The organism is Cohnella ginsengisoli, assembly GCF_029525555.1.
Classification (GTDB): Bacteria; Bacillota; Bacilli; order Paenibacillales; family Paenibacillaceae; genus Cohnella; species Cohnella ginsengisoli.
Genome location: NZ_JAPDHZ010000006.1, coordinates 655,631 through 675,107, shown reverse-complemented (window position 1 = coordinate 675,107; position 19,477 = coordinate 655,631). Strand labels below are relative to the sequence as shown.

Below are 19,477 nucleotides of genomic sequence, written 5' to 3'. Positions count from 1 at the left end.
GCTCGAAAAAACAACATCCCCCCTCTCATAAGAGAGAAGGATGTTGTTTTAAAGTTGGATGGATAAGGGCAGCGCCATTTAAGCTTGCGGCTTAAAGTTGAGCGCGCGGTAGATAATGACGGCAGCTTCGGCGCGCGTCGCATTGTTGTTCGGCAGGAACTTGCCGTTAGCGCCAATGATGATGTCGCTAGCTGCAGCCCATGCTACGCTCGAACGGAACGCGGAGCCGATCTTGTTGGCATCCTTGAATACGGACAGCGCCGCTTCGGCATTGTCGATATCCTTCAGGCCTTGCGTCGCCTTCAGCGCACGAGCGATCATCGTAGCCATCTCGGCGCGCGTGATCGTCGCGTTCGGCGCGAACGTCGAAGCCGTCTTGCCGTTGATGATGCCTTGCTCGGCGGCTACCGCGATGTACGGAGCAGCCCAGTGCGATGCCGGTACGTCGGAGAACTTGGACGACGTCGCCAGCGTATTGTCAAGGTTGAGCGCCGTGATCAGGATCTTGGCGAATTCAGCGCGCGTGATCTTGTCCTGCGGAGCGAAGATCCCGGCGGACTTGCCTTCGATCGCGCCCTTAGCCGCTACGACTTGGATCTGACGACCAGCCCAGCTTTGGACTTTGGCGATATCGTTGAACGATACTTTGTTCTCGAATACGAAGTACTTCGAGAAGCTGTAGCGCGGCTCTACGATGAAGTCTCCGTCGAGCGTACCGCCTTGGGTCGACACCTTGCCGTCAGCTTCGACGCGGCCCGTGGTGAGCAGCTCCTTGTCTACGCCCGTCAGGTTCTTCAGCGGCAGACGCAGCTTGATCGGCTTGTTGAACTGCTCGACAGCCTTGCCGCCGACTTGAAGATCGAAGCCGTAAACGTCGGAGGCTACGGATTTGCCGTATACGCCCGAAGTGACGGAGGATGCAGCGTCGCCGGATTCGATCGTGACGCCGAGGGTAACGGCTTCAGTGAAGGTGCCTACAGGCAGCGTAGCGCTCAGCGCGCCGATCTTGATGGCAACGCCGTCAGCCTTGACGTCGTTTGCCAGCGTCCACAGTTCTTGCGGAAGCGACACGGACGCGCCCGATTGGGTGATCGCGCCAAGGTTGATCGTGATGTCGCCGATGTTGAGGCCGTCAGCGGTACCTACTGCGTCAGCAAGGGCTTTCTTCGCGTCAGCGACAGCCGAGATCAGCTTCGTGATGTCTGCTGCGGACAGCGTCAGCGTGGCTTTTCCGTTGACGTTTTGAACCTTGGAAGAGAGGTCAAGCGTCAGAATCTTCGCTACGACTTCGTTCGCCTTAGCGACGGCTTGAGCGATCAGCTTGTCCTTTTCTTCGCCGGTAGCTGCCGCGATCTTGGACTTGAGGGCTGCCAGATCTTGAACCAGCTGGGCAACGGATGGATCCGTGACGACTGCGGAGCCGCCGCCACCGCCACCAACATAATCCGGAATGCCGGTGATGTGGTTGGCTTGAATATAAGCTTTAAATAGCTCGCTGATCGCTTTGTCGAATACATCAGTACCGACTGCATTGCGGAAATTCTCAATGAGCGACTCGAAATCGGCCTTGTTTACTTCATTCCTCACCAAATATTTACTGACATCGGAACCATTCGCCAGCGCCTGCTCAAATGCCTTGCCCAGCAAAGCTTTAACAATAGCGTAATCAGACGTATAGTCTTGATCGGTCAGACCGTTCAGTTGGGTAACCGTCATGCCGCTCAGCTGACCATATACGGAGTCCTGCACGCTGTATACGGTGCCTTGAACACTTTCGTATACGGATCCATGAACGCTAGGCGTACCGAAAAGGAAGTCGTTAAAGTCGGCAATCTCCAGAGTAGTCGCTGCTTTAATTTTACCTTCGACGCTCGAGCTGGTGATGCTAAACGCATCAGCATCTTGTCCGAAGATGAACTTAAGATAAGCGGCGATAAGCGTGTCGAATGCATTACGATCGGGGGGAAGATTTATCACCCAGGTTCAGCTTGCCGACCAACTGGCCGCCAATATCATACACGCTCTTCTCAACGGATTGTTCAGCAGGAGTGCCTGTATAAACCGTGTATGTAACACTAGCGACACTATTATTGTTCTTGCCCTTCGGATAAACAACGCCCGCCACACTTGGCGCATATACAGCCTTGTTAACCGTCAGCTGGTCGTGGATCTCTTTCGCCATCGCCTCATATGCATCAAAATTGTTACCGGCCGCATATGCGACGCTAATACCCAATTTCTCTGCCAGACCCTTGTTGCTCAGCGGCAACCCTGCTAGCGCAGTGAAGGCCAAGCTAGCGGCGATCGTGCCCGCTACGACTTTTTTCTTCAGTACCAAACGTCTCACCTCTACTTGTTTTGTTAAATACATTAAATTTTGATACTCTCTAGTATTTTATCGAATACTTGGGAACCAGGTCAACTTTGTATACGGTTAATTTTCCCTAAAGATATAAACGTTGGTATTTTAGGCCGTCTAGTAGGAGCCGATTGACCCTAGCATACTTCATATTTTCCGCTTAATGGGTGCGTTTAAGAAAAATTAATATCAATAATTACCCATCTATCACATTTTCGACACATTAAATAAGCGTTATCTCTATGTAAAGATAGAATTGGAAGTTTAACCTCACTTAACATCGCATAAACATACCGGCCAAATAGAAAAGGGATAAAGCGAAAGTCGCTTCATCCCTTTTCAACTACTTTGCTATTCTCTTGCGCTACAACAACTCCACGTACTCCAGGAACCGCTTCACGATAATCGCCGCTTGCGCGCGGGTGGCGTTGTCCTTCGGCTTCAGCTGGGTCGCCGTTACGCCCTTGATCAGCCCTGTCTTGACTGCTGCTACGACGGCGTCCTTCGCCCAGCTGCTAACGCTCGTACGGTCTTTATAAGCGTTAATCTCCGAGCCCGTCACGGTTGGCATGACTCCGACGTATGACATCGCGCGCAGCATCATCGTCGCCATCTCCTCGCGTGTGATCGTCGCGTTCGGCCGGAAGCGGCCATCGGCCCCACCCTGCACGATGCTCGCTTTGGCCGCCGCGCCAATGTATGCAGCGGATGTGCCGCCGCTCCCCACATCGGAGAATTTGGCCGCCGAAGCCGAGCTCCCATTCAATCCCAGGCCGCGCACGATAAATTCTGCAAACTCGGCGCGCGTAATTTTGCGTTCGGGCGCGAAGGCCGAATTTGTGCTCCCTTTTACAATGAACTTCGATGCCAGCGCCCCGACGTCAGGTCCCGCCCAATGCTTCGTCATATCGCTGAATAGCGTGACAGGCTTCGCGACGACGGCATAGACGCTATTGCTTTTGCGCATGAAGTCCACGCGCAGTGTCGATCCGCTAACTGTAGCCTTAGTCGGCACATAGACAATCTCGCCGGAGTCGCCGTCCAGTCGGACGACCGCCGCATCGGATGCGCTCGCGCTAGTAGTCGGCAGCAAAAACGACCGGGTCACGTACGTGCTATATTCGTCGATCGCTCGCGCGGATCCGCCGACTTCGATCGAAGCCGAGAAGTCCGCTGCGGGAGACTGCATTTGGACGCCCTTGGCGTTCAGCGCCGATGCCAACGATGTATTCGATAGTTTTTCAATTTTGAGCAACAGATAGGCACTTGTCATGTCGCCGCCGCTCGCCTGAACTTCCTTGCTGAAGTTCACGGCTTTAAGCGGCAAGCTGAACAAGAGGTCTCCATAATCCAGCCTGAACACGGCGGCAGAATTTTGCGAGACTGCGCCAGCGAGCGCCATGACCGGGATGGCGACGATCGCGCCGGCCTCGCTCTGCGGTACGCTGAACGTAAGTTGGGGCACGCTGACGGTGCCGGCATTAAGCGCCGTGCCAAGTGCCGTATAGGCCAACGTTACTTTATCTCTATCCAGGTTGTACCGCCCTGCGGTCTTGCCGGAAGGCGTGGTGCCCGAAGTTTTCGATGCCACGGTCTGACTAAGCAGCAGACCGCCCGCACCATCCAGCGACAGGTAATCTGGAAGTCCGGCTGCCGCGGACGTCTGATTGGTCGCCGCCCTGTCGGCAAATGCGGCTACCGCTTGACCCGAGGCATCCTTCAGCGCGTTGCCGGCTGGCGAATAGCTCACGCTAACCGCCTTGCCCGCGATTGCCGGCGCCGTGAGCGTCAATATAACCTGCGCACCGCTGACGGTAATATTGCTGATGCCGAACAGCCCCCCCGTCCGCGTTTTTCACCGTATATTGAGCCACGTAAGGAATAATCGAGGCGTTAAGCGCGCCCGAATATTGAAGCGTCAGCTTCGTCCCGTCAATGGAGATGCTTGATAATGTAGCTGCCGCCGTCGAGCCCGCAGTCACCGAGTACCCGGTGAACAATGCAGCCTGATTGCCCGCCAGATCCTTGATCGGCGTAGCTCCCGGGATGTAGGTAACTGTAACGGTCTGATTCGGAATCACCGTGGACGACAAGGTCAGCGTGACCGTATTGTTAGCGACCGCTACGCCGGTGATTTCCGCGGCCGATCCGCCGACCAGCACGGAGAAGCTCGACTTCTGCGGAACGGAGGACGATAGGAGCCCCTCGTTGTACGACAGGACGACCGATGTACCTAGCACCGTCACGCCGGAAAGCGCCGGCGGCGTCGTATCGTTCGCATTTTGCACATAAAAGTCCGTGAATCCCGCCGCATCGTTCCCGGATAAATCCGTAAGCTTGTAGCTGCCCGGCGAATAGCTCACCGACACGGAATGGCTGCTCGCGATCGTACTGTACAGAATGATCGTCACGTTCGCGCCGTTCGAGGAGATCGACGATATGCTCTGCGCAGTTCCGTTCACCTTCACGGTGAATTGACTAGCAGCGGACGCAGACACTGGAGCAAGCGACTTGTTAAACGTTAAGGTCACTACGCTGCCGGACACCACGCCGCTCGACGGACGCGGCAGCGTCGTATCGGCCGTATTCGCAACATTCGTGGCATTAAAGGCAGCTGCGGCATTGCCCGACAGGTCCTTAAGCGTGATAGCGCCGAGCGTGTAAGAGACCTTCACCTTCTGTCCGACGGCCACGCCTGACTGCAGCGTCAAGCGCACTTGCGTTCCTTTGACCGTGATTGAATTGACCTGACGGGGGACATCGTTCACGGTCACATAATAATTGGACGCAAACGGAATCGAGGACTCGTCCAACGCTTCTCCGTAGGTTAGCAGCACGACAGCCGCCCCATCCATTGTCGCGCTTGCGAGCCCAGGAGCCGTAGTATCCGTCCCGATCGTCTGGAATGTCCAACGGTAGTCGTTCAGAATGCCGGGATACGCATTGCCCGCCAGATCGGCGATCGCATTCGCAGGCACGTTGACGACATAGCGGGAAGCTACGGCGAAAGGTGTGTCCGGCGTCAGCGTGACGATCCGGGGATCCGCACCGTCAACCGCGATGGCGAGCGGAATTTTGACGGACGTGCCGCCGTTAGCGAGGTTCGCACTGGCCGTGACCGTTGAGGAAGCCAGTCTTACCGGCTCGCTGAAGGTCATCCGCAGGACCGCATTCGTACGCACGCTATTGAGCAGCGGAGCCGGATCCGTGGCAATCAACTCGGGCGGCGTCGTATCCGAAGCTACGCGGAACCGCCAAGTGGTGAGATCCGAAGTGCCGATGCCCGCGAAATAGTTGCCCGAAAGGTCCGCGAATGCCATGGTGCCGATCTGCACGGCATAGCTGACGTTCGGCGAGAAGGACGCGCATGGCTTGATCGCGATTACGGAAGTGCCGCCTCCCGTGATCGAGGGCGCCGTCACCGGTATCGAACAAAATACCGCGTTCGTGTCGGCATTGCGAATGACGACATTGCCGGAGCCGGGGACGACAGGCTCGCTGAACTGAATACTCAGGCTGCCCGCAATATCGGTCGTCGACCCGCCGGAAGCGGGAGCAAATGAGGATACCGTCGGTCGCGTCGAATCTACGGAGGCCAACGTGGAGAAATTCCAACCTGTCGGATCTACGATTCCTTCATACGCTTCTCCGCTCGATGTCAACAGCACGCCTGGGTCGATTAATACATAATAAGAGGTATTGCGCACGAGCGCTGCGTTCATTGCAATGTTAACGTTAGCGCCGCTAAAGGTAATGCGCGAAGAGTTGGCGGGAATCGTTTCCACCGTCTCGTTGTTCGATACCTTTTTTGACCGTAATATTCCCTGTCGCTCCCGCCTTCATCCCCGTCTGGAATTGAAGCTGAAGCGTAATCGGAGCGTCGCCGTTCACGGCGGCGGCGCCGCGTGCAGGATAGATGAACTGCGGCGCCGCTACAGCGGAAGCCGTAGTCGAAAACGACCATATGTATGGACCGGAGATGCCGGCGAATTTGTTGCCGACGGCATCGACGAATGCGCCATTGTCGATGAGCACGTCGTATTGCGTACTGGCGGCAAGCCGCGTCGGGGGCTGGACGCGAATAACGTTCGTCCCCGATCCCGTGACGGCGGAGGACAGCACGGAAATAACCTGCGCGTCCTGCGTATCCCGTCGCACGATCTGGATACTGCCGGATGCGGCTTGAACGGGCTCGTTAAAAGTAATCGACAGCGCACCGGTCGCTGACATCGCATCGCCCGACGAAGGGGCGAAGGCGCTGACCGCGGGCGGTGTCGTATCGGCGGCTATGACATGGAAGTTCCAGGCCGTCGCATCCGTAATGCCGCCGAAATAGCCGCTGCTCCCGACGAGCGAGCCAGGCGTGATTTGAACGTAATAGTCCAAGCCGGCCTGAAGAGCTCCGGGTGCGGGCAAAATATTGAGCTGATTGTTGGGGCTGATCGAAAGACGTGTCATGTCCGTCGCTATGTCATAGCTGCCCACAGTGTTGTTCGACGCAACCTCTTTGATCAATACGGTACCAGCCGTACCACGGGAGATGGCTTCGTCGAAAGTGACGGAGAGCTGCGCGTTGGCCGGAACGACCGGATTGTTGTCCGCGGGCTGAAGCGTTACCGCTGCGGGGCCGCCGTTCGCAGCCGATGCGCCTAGCGCGCCAAGCGATTGTGACAGGATCGTCATCAGCAAAAGAAAGGGGACGAGACGAAAACGAAGTTGAAGACGCTGCAATTGCGATTCCTCCAGATCCTAAGGACATACTGTACTCTTTATGTCGGCTCCGGGGACAGGGAAATTTAGGGGATAAGCAAAAACCGCCTCTGCCGGATCAAATCCGTAGAGGCGGTCGACGATGATGGAGAAGATGAAATTAAGCCCAAGCGCCGGCCTTCAGCAGCTCCACCTTGTCGGTGCGCTCCCAAGGAACGTCGATGTCCGTGCGGCCAAAGTGGCCGTAGGCTGCCGTCTGCTTGTAGATCGGGCGGCGCAGGTCGAGCATCTTGATGATGCCGGCCGGACGCAGGTCGAAGTTTTCGCGGATCAGCTCGACGAGCTTTTCTTCGGCGATCTTGCCCGTGCCGTAGGTATCGACGTTGATGGAGACCGGATTCGCTACGCCGATCGCGTAAGCGAGCTGGATCTCGCACTTGTCGGCAAGGCCTGCCGCGACGATATTCTTCGCCACATAGCGAGCTGCGTAAGCAGCCGAGCGGTCGACCTTCGTCGGATCCTTGCCGGAGAATGCGCCGCCGCCGTGGCGAGCGTAGCCGCCGTACGTGTCGACGATGATCTTGCGGCCGGTGAGGCCGGCATCGCCTTGCGGTCCGCCGATGACGAAGCGGCCGGTCGGGTTGATGTAGAACTTGGTCTCGCCGTCGAGCCATTCTTCAGGCACGACAGGCAGGATGACATGCTTCTTGATATCCGCTTGGATCTGATCCAGCGTGATCTCTTCGGCATGCTGCGTAGAGATGACGATCGTATCTACGCGGACAGGCTTGCCGTCGATGTACTCGATCGTGACTTGCGTTTTGCCGTCCGGACGAAGATAACCGAGCGTCTCGTTCTTGCGCACTTCGGACAGGCGGCGCGACAGGCGGTGCGCGAGCGCGATCGGCAGCGGCATGAGCTCAGGCGTCTCGTTGGTCGCGAAGCCGAACATCAAGCCTTGGTCGCCGGCGCCGATGTCGGCGTTCTCGACGAGCACGTCCTTGCCGTCGCGGCTCTCGATCGCTGCGTTAACACCTTGCGCGATGTCGGCCGACTGCTCGTTGAGCGACGTCAGAACAGCGCAGGTGGTGGAGTCAAAACCGTATTTAGCGCGGGTATAGCCGATCTCGCGGATCGTCTTGCGGGCGATCGACGAGATGTCGATGAAGTCCGCGGAGCTGGAGATCTCGCCGATAACAAGTACAAGTCCTGTAGCGACGGATACTTCGCAAGCGACACGCGCATTCGGATCAGCTGCCAGAAATGCATCAAGCACCGCGTCAGAAATTTGATCGCAAATTTTGTCCGGATGGCCTTCCGTGACCGATTCGGACGTGAAGAGATGCCGGCCCTTAATCGTCGACAATATCTTCAACCTCCCCCTACACAAAAAATGAACCTTTTCCGGTAGGAAAAGGTTGTTAGACAGACCTTCTGATTAATGATACCGGAATTGTCGAGGGGTGTCAATGAGCGGAAAATACGGTCGAGCCCTTTGTCAACCGTTTATTATCCAGGCGTTAAATCAACGATTGCTGCGCCTGTTGAATCAGCCTTTTGGTGACGCCGCCGCCGACCGCTCCCGCTTCACGCGAAGTCAGGTTGCCCAAGTATTGCGAGCCGCCACCGCCTGCAGAGAATGCGCCTAGCTCGCCGGCAAATTCCGTATCGCCTGCCCCTGCTGCTCCGCTGTATTGACCGAAGTCCACGCCAAGTTCCGATGCGATCTCGTACTTCATTGCATCCAGCGCCTTCGCGCTCTCCGGCACCAGCTTGCGATTGCGTCTGTTAGCCATTTCGTCATGCACCTCCATTGAATTTGACAGTCCTAGTATGACCAGGTCTGCTTCGCCGGAGGCGTATGAGTTAATGGGTGAGGGGGAAAATAAAGGCGACTTAAAAAAGGAAACTACGTTCAGTTGTCCAATTCAGACAGGAATTCTCGGAGCGCTTCTCTCCAAGGCCTCAAATCCGAAAAACCATTTTGGCGAATAGCCGAATGGTCCAAAACTGAATAAGCAGGACGCGGAGCGGGACGCGGAAATTCGGATGTCGTGCAAGGCGTGAGCGTCGATTGAATGCCGCGCTCCTCAAAAATGGCTTGAGCAAACTCAAACCAACTACAAGCTCCTGCATTGGTCGTATGATATATTCCGTACGCCTCTGTCTCAACTAAGTTCAGCAAAAACAAAGTGAGGTCCCTCGTATACGTAGGCGAACCTATCTGATCGCTGACCACCTTGAGCGAATCACGATCCTGCGCGAGCTTCAACATGGTTTTCACGAAATTATTGCCGTGCTTGCCGTATACCCACGAAGTACGAACAATAAAAAAAGGTTGGGCAAATTGATTGAAGCAAAAGCTCCCCCGCCCGCTTCGACTTCCCATAAACAGATTGTGGATTTGTATTGTCGTATTCGTTGTATGGATGGCTGCCTTGCCCGTCAAAAACATAATCCGTGCTAACGTAACAAAGCTTCACGTTCGCCTCACGGGCGGCGATCGCGAGATTCCGCGTACCTAGCGCGTTAACTCGATAAGCTTCATCCACTTCAGTTTCAGCTTGATCAACCGCTGTGTATGCCCCCGCATGGATAACCGCCGAAGGCGCATATTGGGCAATGGTTTGCTTGCATTGAGCAAGATCCGTTACATCAAGGGCTACACGATCCAGGCCCACGATTTCATATCGCTCATCTTCAGTACGCATAAGCTCCTGGCCCAATTGCCCTTTCGCTCCGGTGACCAACAATTTCTTTCGATTCACCTGCACATTCTACTCCCCCCAGCCGCGAGCGGTACTGGGTATCGTAGTACTGTTGATAAGCTCCTGTACGCACTTGATTCATCCAATCCTGATTGTCCAGGTACCATCGTATCGTCTTGCGAATGCCTGATTCATAATCGTATTTCGGACTCCAACCGAGTTCCGTCCGAATCTTACTTGCATCAATGGCATATCGGCGATCATGTCCCAAACGGTCTTGGACATACTGAACCAACGAATCCGGCTTGCCGAGTTCCTCTAGAATCGTTTTTACGACATGGATATTCGTGCGCTCATTGTTGCCGCCGATGTTATAAACCTCACCGCTGATACCTTTTCGGATAACCAAGTCAATGGCGCTGCAGTGGTCCTCGACATACAGCCAATCTCGTACGTTTAATCCATCTCCGTATACCGGCAACGCCTTGTCATCCAAAGCATTCTGAATCATCAACGGAATTAGCTTCTCTGGGAATTGATAAGGACCATAATTATTTGAACATCTTGTGATATTAACGTTCAAACCGAAGGTTTCATGGTAAGCCCGAACCATCAGGTCAGATCCGGCTTTGCTTGCCGAATAGGGGCTATTCGGAGCCAAAGGCGTCTGTTCCGTGAAAAGCCCTGTGTCGCCAAGCGTACCATATACTTCATCGGTCGATACGTGAACAAATTTACCCACATTGTAGTGCTTGGCTAAATCGAGAAGCGTTTGAGTACCGAGCACATTTGTATGCACGAATGCCCCGGGATCAAGTATACTTCGATCCACGTGGGATTCGGCTGCAAAATGAACGACGACATCGACGCCTCGTTCGAACAATGGCTCCAAGATTTCGCGATTCGTAATATCCGACCTATGGAATTCATAATTAGGGTTGTTTTCAATCTCGGTGAGGCTCTCAAGATTCCCAGCATAGGTCAATGCATCTACGTTTATAACATAATCCTCAAGATGTTTATTTAAGTAGTAGTGAATAAAGTTGCTTCCAATGAACCCAGCGCCACCAGTGACCAACAATCTCACGTGAAATCACCCTTCAAAAGTAAAATTTATTTCTGCTTCAGCAAAAGTAGGATTCTTAGTATCCTTTTCCGATAATATGGGCGACTGTGTTGGCCAATCAATATTAAGAATGGGGTCATTCCATGCAATTCCTCGATCATCACTTGGCGAATATTCTTCGTCAACTTTGTATATCACTTCTGTATTCGGGACCAATGTACAAAAGCCATGAGCAAATCCCTTTGGAACCAGAAGTTGGCGTTTATTTGCAGCCGAAAGGATAAACCCTTTCCACAGACCAAATGTAGGCGAGCCGCTGCGAATATCAATCACTACATCAAATATTGCCCCCGATACTACGCGCACCAGTTTGGTTTGCGCTTTCGGACTCAATTGGTAGTGCAACCCCCTCAGAACGCCCGCATCCGCAGATAGGGAGTGGTTATCTTGAACAAACTCAACATTGATTGCTTGCTCGGCAAATTTTTGTTTATTGTATGATTCCATAAAAAAATCCCCGATTATCGCCAAATACAATAGGTTCTATAAGTTTAACTCCTGTTAGAGCAGTCTCCTTTACCCTCATGTTTTGATCTACTCCAATCGTCAATTACTTTTTTGGGCGTTCCGAACCCCTCACCGAATTCAATATTCTTCGCTAGTTCATTCGCATGCGTTAAGGATGCATGCGTACCTGCGTCTGTCCACCAACCATTTAGGATGTCAAAGCTAAGCTCTCCAGTTGCAATATAAGCGTTGTTAACATCCGTGATCTCTAACTCTCCGCGTAAGGACGGCTTAAGCGACTTTATGATCTCGAACACTCTGGCATCAAACATATATATTCCCGTGACTGCAAAGTTGCTCTTAGGGTTTTGCGGTTTTTCTTCAATTGCAACAATACGGTTCCCTTCCAACTGTGGAACACCATAACGCTTGGCATCCGGAACCTGCTTGATAAGAATCTTCGCACCTATTCCACGCTCACTGAATGTTGCCACATATGGCGCTATACTGTCAGAGAACACATTATCCCCTAGTATAACGATCATCGGTTCATGGTTCACGAAGCTCTCTGCAAGCCCAAGCGCTTGAGCAATCCCGCCTGCTTCGTCTTGAACTTTGTATGTAAACGTAACGCCCATTTCCCGTCCGCTTCCAAGGAGGTTTACGACGTCTCCCATGTGTTCTTTGCCTGTAACGATAAGTATATCCTCTATTTCAGATTCCTTTAGTTTCGCTACTGCATGAAAAATCATAGGATATTTGCCGACTGGAAGCAAATGTTTATTTGTCACTTTGGTGAGGGGGGAACAAACGAGACCCAGTACCTCCAGCAAGAATGATGCCTTTCATAATTTTCACTCCATTCATTAACAGTAAGCCCTATTACTATAATATCGACATTTTGCTACAATGTAAGTGAGAATCGGCTATAATCAATATCGATGGTTTGCTATGAAATTACATGAAGTTAGGATGACTTGCAATGTTTTCCACGTTTCTCCGAAATCGTTTCTTCCTATTATTATTAGCGCTCAAGATTATATTTCTTGCCTTGTTTTCTTCCGATTATAAAGATCGGCTTTTTTGTTCCCTTCGTCCAACTTTTTTTTAAAGTCTACCTGGAATCCATGGGAATATTATTACGTTCATAGCTTACCCAATCCATTTCCATACCCTTCGTTAATGCTCTTTATTTTAACTCCGTTTCAGTTCATAGCCAACTTGCTGCCTGAAAACTATTATCTGGACAATTTAATCTTTAAGCTGCCTTTATTAGCCGCAGATTTAGTCGTTTTTTTCATTCTAACTAAACTGTTCCCCGCAAGATCGAAAGAAGTACTAGCTCTATATTTCGCTTCTCCTATTATTTTCTATGCAAGCTATGTGCATTCACAACTTGATATGATTCCGACCGCACTTATACTTCTTGCTTTATATTTTGTTATTAAAGAGAAGCCTTTCGTTTCTTCTATTATATTCGGTTTGGCGCTCTCCACGAAATTTCATGTTGCTGCCGCTCTGCCTCTGATTTTGATTTATCTTTGGAAGAAGAAGGTCAACCCTCTTACTTATTTATTAGTTTCTATTTTTACATTCGGAATATTACTTTTGCCTTATATCAATTCAATTGAATTTTTCAACTTTGTTTTTAAAAACAAAGAACAACAACAAGTGCTATCTGTTAATTTCCCTATCGAAAACCTTCATATCTATTTAGCGGTTCTGGTCGTTGTACTCATCTATATTCGATTTTTAATGTATAGCAAAGTAAATAAAGATCTGTTGTTTAGCTATATTGGTCTCCTGTTTGCGTGTTTTTTAGTCTTTGTCCCTCCAATGCCTGGTTGGTATATGTGGATCATACCTTTTCTTTTCACTTACTTTATTAATGCTTTCCAGTTTAACAATGAGCGTATTTTTATTCTTGATGCTGTTTTTTCTCTTTCTTACTTACTATACTTCATCTTTTTCCACCGGACCGATTTAAATGACATCCTTATTGGCGGGACTCCGCTTCATCTGAAAATAAATTCGACTGATCTTAAAAATGTGTCATATACAATCTTAGCTGGCTGCCTAATTACGGTTGTCTACTACTTGTATAATCATGGCGTACGAAGCAATTCCATTTACAAAAATTCACAGCAAGCGTTCACGATCGGTATAGGCGGAGACAGCGGCGTCGGAAAGAGTACGCTTTTAGAGGATATTAAATTACTGTTGAATGACAAGAAGATGCTAGAAATCGAAGGAGACGGCGATCATAAATGGGAACGCGGTGATTCCAACTGGGAAGAGTACACACACTTGAATCCTAAAGCCAATCATCTGCACCGTCAGTCGGAACATCTGTCCTCGTTAAAGAGGGGAGGAACGATTGAGCGGATAGTTTATGATCATGTGACTGGCAAGTTCACCTCCCCCTATCCTTACGAAGTCTAATGATTTCATAGTGTTATCCGGCCTACACCCCTTTTATCTGCCGAAGATGCGCAAAAATATTGATCTTAAAATATATTTAGAGACGGACGAAAACCTTCGCCGGCATTGGAAAATCATCCGAGATTTTAAAAAAGAGAGGCTACACGAAAGAACAGGTTATCAGGCAGATTAACAGTCGAATGCCGGATGCCCAGAAGTATATCTATCCGCAAAAAAACATATGCCGATTTGGTTATCACCTATTTCACAGACGAAACCTATGAAATGGGCAATGATCAATTCGATCCACGGCTACTGGTGAAGTTTACTCTGGATTCAAATATCGACTTGGATCCCTTGATTAATATTTTATTGTCACGCGGAATATCCGGCGTAGTTCATGATTACTCCGAGGATCTTCAATCTCAGTATTTAATATTGAAAGAACCTTTCAACATGCTGGATTTTATGGCCATAACGAATACTTTGGTTCAAAACAGAGAGGAGCTCATCTCCGAACATGCAGCATTCCGCGATGGAATACGGGGTATGGTTCAAATGATGATTCTTATTATGATTGCTGACAAGATGAAGGAGGAGCCTCTTGAAAGTTGAAGGCATTTTAATTGACTTTGACAACACACTCTATGACTATGAGCGTTGTCACCAGTACGCGTTGACTGCCGTCTATCATAATCATTTTTCTAAATTGGATTGGGACTTCGAGTCCTTTGTGTTGCAGTACAACCAGGCGAAGCGTCCCCTTCATGCGACGCTGCATGGCCAAGCAGCCTCTCATAACCGGCTATTATATTTCCAACGTCTTATTGAAGGCTTTTCCAAACCTCAAGAACATTCCTATTCATTGGCTTTGGAATGCTACCACGACTATTGGTCGGACTTCGTTCAACGCATTGAACTGTTCGAGGATGTCATCCCATGGCTTAAGGCTATGAGAAAACGTGGCTTAAAGATCGTAATGGTAACCGATCTAACCGCGGATGTTCAATTTCTCAAGCTCAAGCAATTAAATCTTGAACTTCTACTGGATTTCGTGGTTACAAGTGAAGAGGCCGGCTGCGAGAAACCTCATCCATTCATTTTCGAGCTTGCGCTAAGAAAAAGCGGGCTACAGCCCGACCAAGTGTGCATGATCGGAGACTCCTTCGATAAGGACGTTATGGGAGCAGTCAATCTAGGCATTCCTGCCTTTTGGCTCAACCAAACTCACAAGACGAAATCCTTGCCGCCTCAAGTCATCGAAATTCAAAACTTCAAAGAAATGTGGGATTACCTTCATGAATGAGCTAAAGCAATTAATTCAAATGTCTAAATATGCGGGAGAGCGACTAGATCTTATTCAGGCCGGCGGAGGAAATTCATCCGTTAAATTTGAAGATGGTACTATGGCGATTAAAGCATCGGGTTTCTTATTGTCGGACTTAAGCGAGAATCGCGGATATTCGATCGTCAATAATCAGTTGGTAACTTCCATCATGGAAAGCCCTCAGATCGTTGCCTCAGAAGATAAGAAATCAAAAGAGAGTATATCCAATACCCTACTTAAAGATACGATTCTCACCCCTGATTTTAGGCCTTCCATCGAGACTTATCTTCATGCGCTGCTTGCTAAGTATACTTTGCACACACACCCGATAGCGGTTAATGCTCTTACAGCCTTGCCTGATTGGGAAGAGAGACTGCTTAATATTTTTGGCCCGGACATCCTGTTGGTCGAATATGATACTCCTGGCATTGAGCTAGCGCTTAGACTGAAGAAACGCTACGAAGTTTATATGCAAACGCACAGTATTAAACCATCCATCGTCTTTCTACAAAATCACGGTTTAATCGCAAGTTCGGATTCATTTGAGGATATCCAAAAAATCACAGAGGAAGTCACGGAACGCTTGGAGCACTATCTTGGAACATCCTTTGCACGATATCGTAACGTGAACAAAGTATCTAAAGCAGTCAATCGTATTCATGGCAGTGATCGCATCGCTTACTTATCAGAGGATCGGATCATCCAAGAAATGCTTGCCTCCCCATCCCCTTTGTTGAGTCATACGCCCTATTTTCCGGACGGCCTTGTTTTCTTAGGGTATAAGGTCGTTCAGACCGATTGGGATGAGCTTGATCATAAAATAGAGTTATATATTCAGAAGTACATGGAAGAGCCAAAAGCAATTGTGATCGAAGGCTCTATGTATCTGATTGCCGCTAATGTCCGAAAAGCAAAAGAAATGGAGGATGTTCTTAAATTGCATTTACTCGCTATTCAGTTGTCACCAGGCATTGTCCATACATTACCGCTTGATGAGCTTAAATACTTGGGAAATTGGGAAGCAGAAAAGTTCAGACAAAAACAGTAGTCATTTAGGAGGAACTAACGCATGCATATCGTTATACCTATGTCCGGATTTGGCAATCGATTTTTAAAAGCTGGTTATACGATACCAAAGTCCTTAATTGAAATTGACGGAATACCTATGATTGAGCACGTTGTCCGTATGTTTCCAGGGGAGTCCAAGTTTACTTTTATCTGCAATGAAGATCATTTAAAATCGACATCGATGAGGGACATCCTGGAACGCATTGCACCCAAAGGGAATATCATCACAATCCCCCCCCATAAAAAAGGGCCCTGTATTTGCCGTCTCCTATGCTTATAATTTTATTGATGATGAAGAAGAAATTATCGTTAACTACTGCGATTTTTCCTGTTACTGGGACTATCCGGGTTTTCTCGAGCATACGCGAGGACGTCAAGCAGATGGGGCAGTTCCTGCCTATAAGGGTTTTCATCCACATATGCTTGGAACTACGAATTATGCCTTTATGCGCGATGACAACCAGTGGATGTTAGAGATCAAAGAAAAAGAACCCTTCACGGATAATCGTATGAATGAATATGCCTCGATGGGCACTTATTACTTCAAAAAGGGATCATATGTTAAAAAGTATTTCCCTAAGCTCGTGGATCTCGATATTAACCTTGGCGGCGAGTATTATGTTAGTCTGATTTACAATCTGCTTGTTCAGGACGGCCTGCGAGTATCCATTTTTGAAATTCAACACATGCTCCAATGGGGTACTCCTGCAGACGTAGCGGAGTACAATGAGTGGTCTCATTACTTTTCAAATATAATCAAGCAAAATGAAAACTATGTATCGAGCCATAAAGGTTACAATTTGATTCCGCTCGCTGGAGCGGGCAGCCGGTTCGTCAAAGAAGGTTATACGGATCCTAAGCCGCTGATTGAAGTATCTGGCAAGCCGATGGTTGTACAAGCTGCCAGCAGTTTACCTTCAGGAGCAAAGAATATTTTTGTCTGTCTGGAAGATCACTTGGAACGGTATCCGTTGGAACAGCATATTAGAGAATCCTATCCCGATGCACGCATTCTGTCACTAAGCCATATTACCGAGGGACAAGCATCTACATGTGTCGCAGGTTTGGAAGGCGAGGATCTTGGACTGCCTGTTGTAATCGGCGCCTGCGACAACGGCATGATTTACAATCATCAGTTATTTGTGCAGTATATGTCCGATGACACTATCGATGCAATGGCTTGGACGTTCCGTGATCATGTCTCCAGCATTAATAATCCTCAGATGTATGGCTGGATCGATGTTGACGCAGCTGGAAGCGTGAAGCGCGTCAGCGTAAAAGTTCCGATTAGCGACAATCCCGGCCGGGATCACGCAGTTGTAGGTGCATTCTGCTTTAAAAAAGGCACAATACCTGGTTGACGCATTAGAACGAATGAAGGAGAAAAACATTCGCGTAAATGGCGAATTCTATGTCGACTCCACTCTGAATGAATTGGTAGAGATGGGCCTGAACGTAAAGGTTATTGAGACCGACGATTATATTTGCTGGGGAACGCCGAACGACTATCGAACGTTCGTTTATTGGCAGAGCTTTTTCCATAAGTGCGATTGGCATCCATACAATTTGTTTGCCGATCCGACAGTCGCTAAAGATAAGGCTGAGGCGCTTAATGATCAGTATTTCCGATTCTCTCAAGAAAACCCTGTCTGATGCTAAAAAAAACAGGCGCTTCGATTTATAATAGTCGGTTGTTTATCCGTGCTTGTGGATACCATTGTCTATTTTCTACTTAAAGAATTTATAGCTCCTAGTATTGCCAAAGCCATATCCTTTATCTGTGGGACGATCGTCGCTTATCTGCTAAACAAAAAATGGACTTTTGAAGAGACTACTCATAAATCTTCAAAGATTTTTAAGTTTATGGCCTTATATCTCTGCACGCTAGGTGCCAATATCGCCGTCAACCACTTATCTTTGCAAATAGTGAGGGAGGCTTATTTATTGGCCTTCCTGGCCGCCACAGGCACAAGCACAACTCTCAATTTTATCGGACAGAAATGGTGGGTGTTTAAGAAGTCATGAAGCTCTCGATCGTTGTCCCTTGTTATAATGAAGAGAAAAACATCCCTTTGATACTTGAACGATTTGCAAACTTTATAAATCGGGATGATATCGAGGTAATTCTCGTCAATAATGGCTCGGTTGATAACAGCCAACAGGTTCTTGAAACGCTGATTCCTCACTATTCATTTGCTCACACTGTACGGGTTGAGAAGAATCAAGGATATGGATTTGGAATCTTATCTGGACTAGCCGCAACACGTGGCGAATTTATTGGATGGACGCATGCGGATATGCAGACTGATCCGGCAGATTTACTTAAAGCCCTCCACATTATAGAGGCATCCGTCAACCCTGAACGGGTATATGTAAAGGGAAACCGGAAGAACCGGCCTTTATTTGATCAGATATTCACATCTGGCATGAGCCTTTTTGAAACCATTTATATGGGCAAATCGCTTCATGATATTAATGCGCAGCCAAATGTCTTTCATCGCACATTCTTTGAGTCTTGGGAAAATCCCCCCCCACGATTTCTCCTTAGATCTTTATGCACTCTATATGGCTCGCAAAAATGGGATTCACGTGTCACGCTTCGATGTGATATTTCCAGAGCGCATACATGGACAATCCAGTTGGAATACCGGATTAGCGAGTAAATGGAAGTTTGTAAAAAAGAACCTTGCAATACAGCTTTAAATTGAAGGGAGAGCTGAAACGTGGAGTATATCGCGCATCGAATTAATACCGTAGCAGAGCTAAAGATGGTACCTCATGAATACGGAGTCGAGCTTGATCTGAGGGATTATGGTGACCGGCTGATTCTTCAACACGATCCTTTTACTGACGGAGAGGATTTTGAAGAATATCTGAAGCACTATCAGCATGGAACGATGATCTTGAATATAAAAAAGTGAACGAATTGAGTGGAAGGTACTAGAACTGATCAAAAAGTATAATATTAAGAAATACTTCTTTCTGGACTGCTCATTCCCCATGATCGTCCAATTAACTAACCATGGAGAGTCCAATATTGCACTTCGATTTTCTGAATATGAAGCGGCAGATACGATCATGAATATGCAAGGTAAAGTAAAATGGATTTGGGTGGATTGCTTTACGCGGCCTCCAATGGACCAAGAAACTTATTTAGTACTTAAAAATAGAGGCTTTAACTTCTGCTTGGTATCTCCAGAGCTTCAAGGTAGAGTCGAGGATATTCAAGCTTACAAACAACACTATAAAGAGAATAAGATTAGTTTTGACTCAATATGTACGAAGAGTATAAACGTAAGGACGTGGGAGCA

Annotated in this window: 17 protein-coding genes and 4 pseudogenes; 10 read left to right on the top strand and 11 right to left on the bottom strand. The window is 49.0% G+C overall.

The features are described 5' to 3' along the window. Positions 1-78: 78 nt before the first annotated feature. From OMP38_RS29690 to OMP38_RS29640, 11 genes and pseudogenes are all read right to left on the bottom strand, one after another. Positions 79-1,749: an S-layer homology domain-containing protein gene (locus OMP38_RS29690; RefSeq protein ID WP_277568282.1), complete on the bottom strand. Its 1,671-nt coding sequence runs from the start codon at positions 1,747-1,749 to the stop codon at positions 79-81. A gap of 202 nt (positions 1,750-1,951) precedes the next feature. After that, positions 1,952-2,338 (bottom strand): hypothetical protein, encoded by a 387-nt coding sequence (locus OMP38_RS29685; RefSeq protein ID WP_277568281.1) that lies wholly within the window; start codon positions 2,336-2,338, stop codon positions 1,952-1,954. Positions 2,339-2,723: 385 nt separating this feature from the next. Next, positions 2,724-4,151, bottom strand: a complete 1,428-nt coding sequence (locus OMP38_RS29680; RefSeq protein ID WP_277568280.1) for an S-layer homology domain-containing protein — start codon at positions 4,149-4,151, stop codon at positions 2,724-2,726. Continuing rightward, on the bottom strand, positions 4,111-6,144 hold the full coding sequence (locus OMP38_RS29675; RefSeq protein WP_277568279.1) for an Ig-like domain-containing protein: 2,034 nt from the start codon (positions 6,142-6,144) through the stop codon (positions 4,111-4,113). The genes OMP38_RS29680 and OMP38_RS29675 overlap by 41 nt, the downstream gene beginning before the upstream one ends. Next, positions 6,104-7,090, bottom strand: coding sequence for an Ig-like domain-containing domain (locus tag OMP38_RS29670; protein ID WP_277568278.1), 987 nt, complete (start codon positions 7,088-7,090; stop codon positions 6,104-6,106). Before OMP38_RS29670 ends, OMP38_RS29675 begins: the two co-directional genes overlap by 41 nt. 139 nt (positions 7,091-7,229) lie before the next feature. Next, positions 7,230-8,435, bottom strand: a complete 1,206-nt coding sequence (metK, locus tag OMP38_RS29665; RefSeq protein WP_277568277.1) for a methionine adenosyltransferase — start codon at positions 8,433-8,435, stop codon at positions 7,230-7,232. Positions 8,436-8,589: 154 nt separating this feature from the next. Then, complete coding sequence (locus OMP38_RS29660) at positions 8,590-8,865, bottom strand: alpha/beta-type small acid-soluble spore protein (RefSeq protein WP_090116219.1); 276 nt, start codon at positions 8,863-8,865, stop codon at positions 8,590-8,592. 119 nt (positions 8,866-8,984) lie between these two features. Then, positions 8,985-9,780: pseudogene (rfbD, locus tag OMP38_RS29655) on the bottom strand (dTDP-4-dehydrorhamnose reductase). Beyond that, the gene (gene rfbB, locus OMP38_RS29650; RefSeq protein ID WP_277568276.1) at positions 9,770-10,864 is read right to left on the bottom strand and encodes a dTDP-glucose 4,6-dehydratase; all 1,095 of its coding nucleotides are present in this window, start codon (positions 10,862-10,864) and stop codon (positions 9,770-9,772) included. Before rfbB ends, rfbD begins: the two are co-directional and overlap by 11 nt. A 6-nt stretch (positions 10,865-10,870) precedes the next feature. Beyond that, a pseudogene (gene rfbC, locus OMP38_RS29645) lies at positions 10,871-11,429 on the bottom strand (dTDP-4-dehydrorhamnose 3,5-epimerase). After that, positions 11,395-12,199 (bottom strand): annotated as a pseudogene (locus OMP38_RS29640) (sugar phosphate nucleotidyltransferase). Before OMP38_RS29640 ends, rfbC begins: the two co-directional pseudogenes overlap by 35 nt. 234 nt (positions 12,200-12,433) lie before the next feature. Here OMP38_RS29640 and OMP38_RS29635 point away from each other — a divergent pair. From OMP38_RS29635 to OMP38_RS29600, 10 genes and pseudogenes are all read left to right on the top strand, one after another. Continuing rightward, positions 12,434-13,792 carry a glycosyltransferase 87 family protein gene (locus OMP38_RS29635; protein ID WP_277568275.1) on the top strand — a complete coding sequence of 453 codons (1,359 nt, stop codon included), beginning with the start codon at positions 12,434-12,436 and terminating at the stop codon, positions 13,790-13,792. Positions 13,793-13,802: 10 nt separating this feature from the next. After that, a pseudogene (locus tag OMP38_RS36395) lies at positions 13,803-14,055 on the top strand (hypothetical protein). Then, positions 13,979-14,386: a hypothetical protein gene (locus tag OMP38_RS29630; protein WP_277568274.1), complete on the top strand. Its 408-nt coding sequence runs from the start codon at positions 13,979-13,981 to the stop codon at positions 14,384-14,386. Before OMP38_RS36395 ends, OMP38_RS29630 begins: the two are co-directional and overlap by 77 nt. Further along, positions 14,376-15,077, top strand: coding sequence for an HAD family hydrolase (locus tag OMP38_RS29625; protein WP_277568273.1), 702 nt, complete (start codon positions 14,376-14,378; stop codon positions 15,075-15,077). Before OMP38_RS29630 ends, OMP38_RS29625 begins: the two co-directional genes overlap by 11 nt. Beyond that, the gene (locus OMP38_RS29620) at positions 15,070-16,146 is read left to right on the top strand and encodes a class II aldolase/adducin family protein (protein WP_277568272.1); all 1,077 of its coding nucleotides are present in this window, start codon (positions 15,070-15,072) and stop codon (positions 16,144-16,146) included. The genes OMP38_RS29625 and OMP38_RS29620 overlap by 8 nt, the downstream gene beginning before the upstream one ends. A 223-nt stretch (positions 16,147-16,369) precedes the next feature. Then, positions 16,370-17,527: a glycosyltransferase family protein gene (locus OMP38_RS29615; protein ID WP_277568271.1), complete on the top strand. Its 1,158-nt coding sequence runs from the start codon at positions 16,370-16,372 to the stop codon at positions 17,525-17,527. A gap of 13 nt (positions 17,528-17,540) precedes the next feature. Then, a complete protein-coding gene (locus tag OMP38_RS29610; RefSeq protein ID WP_277568270.1) occupies positions 17,541-17,819 on the top strand; it encodes a hypothetical protein in 279 nt (92 codons plus the stop codon). A gap of 27 nt (positions 17,820-17,846) precedes the next feature. Beyond that, a complete protein-coding gene (locus OMP38_RS36390) occupies positions 17,847-18,191 on the top strand; it encodes a GtrA family protein (protein WP_420869779.1) in 345 nt (114 codons plus the stop codon). Beyond that, on the top strand, positions 18,188-18,829 hold the full coding sequence (locus OMP38_RS29605; RefSeq protein ID WP_277568269.1) for a glycosyltransferase family 2 protein: 642 nt from the start codon (positions 18,188-18,190) through the stop codon (positions 18,827-18,829). Before OMP38_RS36390 ends, OMP38_RS29605 begins: the two co-directional genes overlap by 4 nt. 60 nt (positions 18,830-18,889) lie before the next feature. Beyond that, positions 18,890-19,087 (top strand): PI-PLC domain-containing protein, encoded by a 198-nt coding sequence (locus tag OMP38_RS29600; protein ID WP_277568268.1) that lies wholly within the window; start codon positions 18,890-18,892, stop codon positions 19,085-19,087. Positions 19,088-19,477 lie beyond the last annotated feature (390 nt).

Bases quoted from the DNA above. Each gene is read 5' to 3' on its own strand.
- OMP38_RS29660 (WP_090116219.1), bottom strand. From the start codon at position 8,865: ATGGCTAACAGACGCAATCGCAAGCTGGTGCCGGAGAGCGCGAAGGCG.
- OMP38_RS29630 (WP_277568274.1), top strand. From the start codon at position 13,979: ATGCCCAGAAGTATATCTATCCGCAAAAAAACATATGCCGATTTGGTT.
- OMP38_RS29620 (WP_277568272.1), top strand. From the start codon at position 15,070: ATGAATGAGCTAAAGCAATTAATTCAAATGTCTAAATATGCGGGAGAG.
- OMP38_RS29610 (WP_277568270.1), top strand. From the start codon at position 17,541: ATGAAGGAGAAAAACATTCGCGTAAATGGCGAATTCTATGTCGACTCC.
- OMP38_RS29605 (WP_277568269.1), top strand. From the start codon at position 18,188: ATGAAGCTCTCGATCGTTGTCCCTTGTTATAATGAAGAGAAAAACATC.